Origin of the sequence: Aquicoccus porphyridii (assembly GCF_008369105.1) — a bacterium.
GTDB lineage: Bacteria > Pseudomonadota > Alphaproteobacteria > Rhodobacterales > Rhodobacteraceae > Aquicoccus > Aquicoccus porphyridii.
The window spans coordinates 1-359 of record NZ_VINQ01000235.1; the positions used below are offsets into that span (position 1 = coordinate 1).

Genomic DNA, 359 nt, shown 5'->3' on the forward strand with positions numbered 1-359 from the left:
CGAGCCGGCGCGACCGCTCCGGGAAAGAGCGGTCGCGGCCGGTCCGGGGTCCTACTAGAAGAAGCCCAGCGGGTTGATGTCGTAGCTCACCAGCAGGTTCTTGGTCTGCTGGTAGTGGTCGAGCATCATCTTGTGCGTCTCGCGACCGACGCCGGACTTCTTGTAGCCGCCGAACGCGGCGTGGGCCGGGTACAGGTGGTAGCAGTTGGTCCACACGCGACCGGCCTTGATCCCGCGGCCCATGCGGTAGGCGCGGTTGATGTCGCGGGTCCAGAGGCCGGCGCCGAGGCCGTACTCGGTGTCGTTGGCGATGGCCAGGGCCTCGGCTTCGTCCTTGAAGGTGGTGACGCCGACCACCG

At 67.7% G+C, this 359-nt stretch carries 1 protein-coding gene; it reads right to left on the reverse strand.

Features of this window, described 5'->3' with window-relative positions:
• Positions 1-54: 54 nt before the first annotated feature.
• A partial coding sequence (locus tag FLO80_RS22660) for an aldehyde dehydrogenase family protein (RefSeq protein ID WP_110147953.1) occupies positions 55-359 on the reverse strand: 305 nt, incomplete at its 5' end.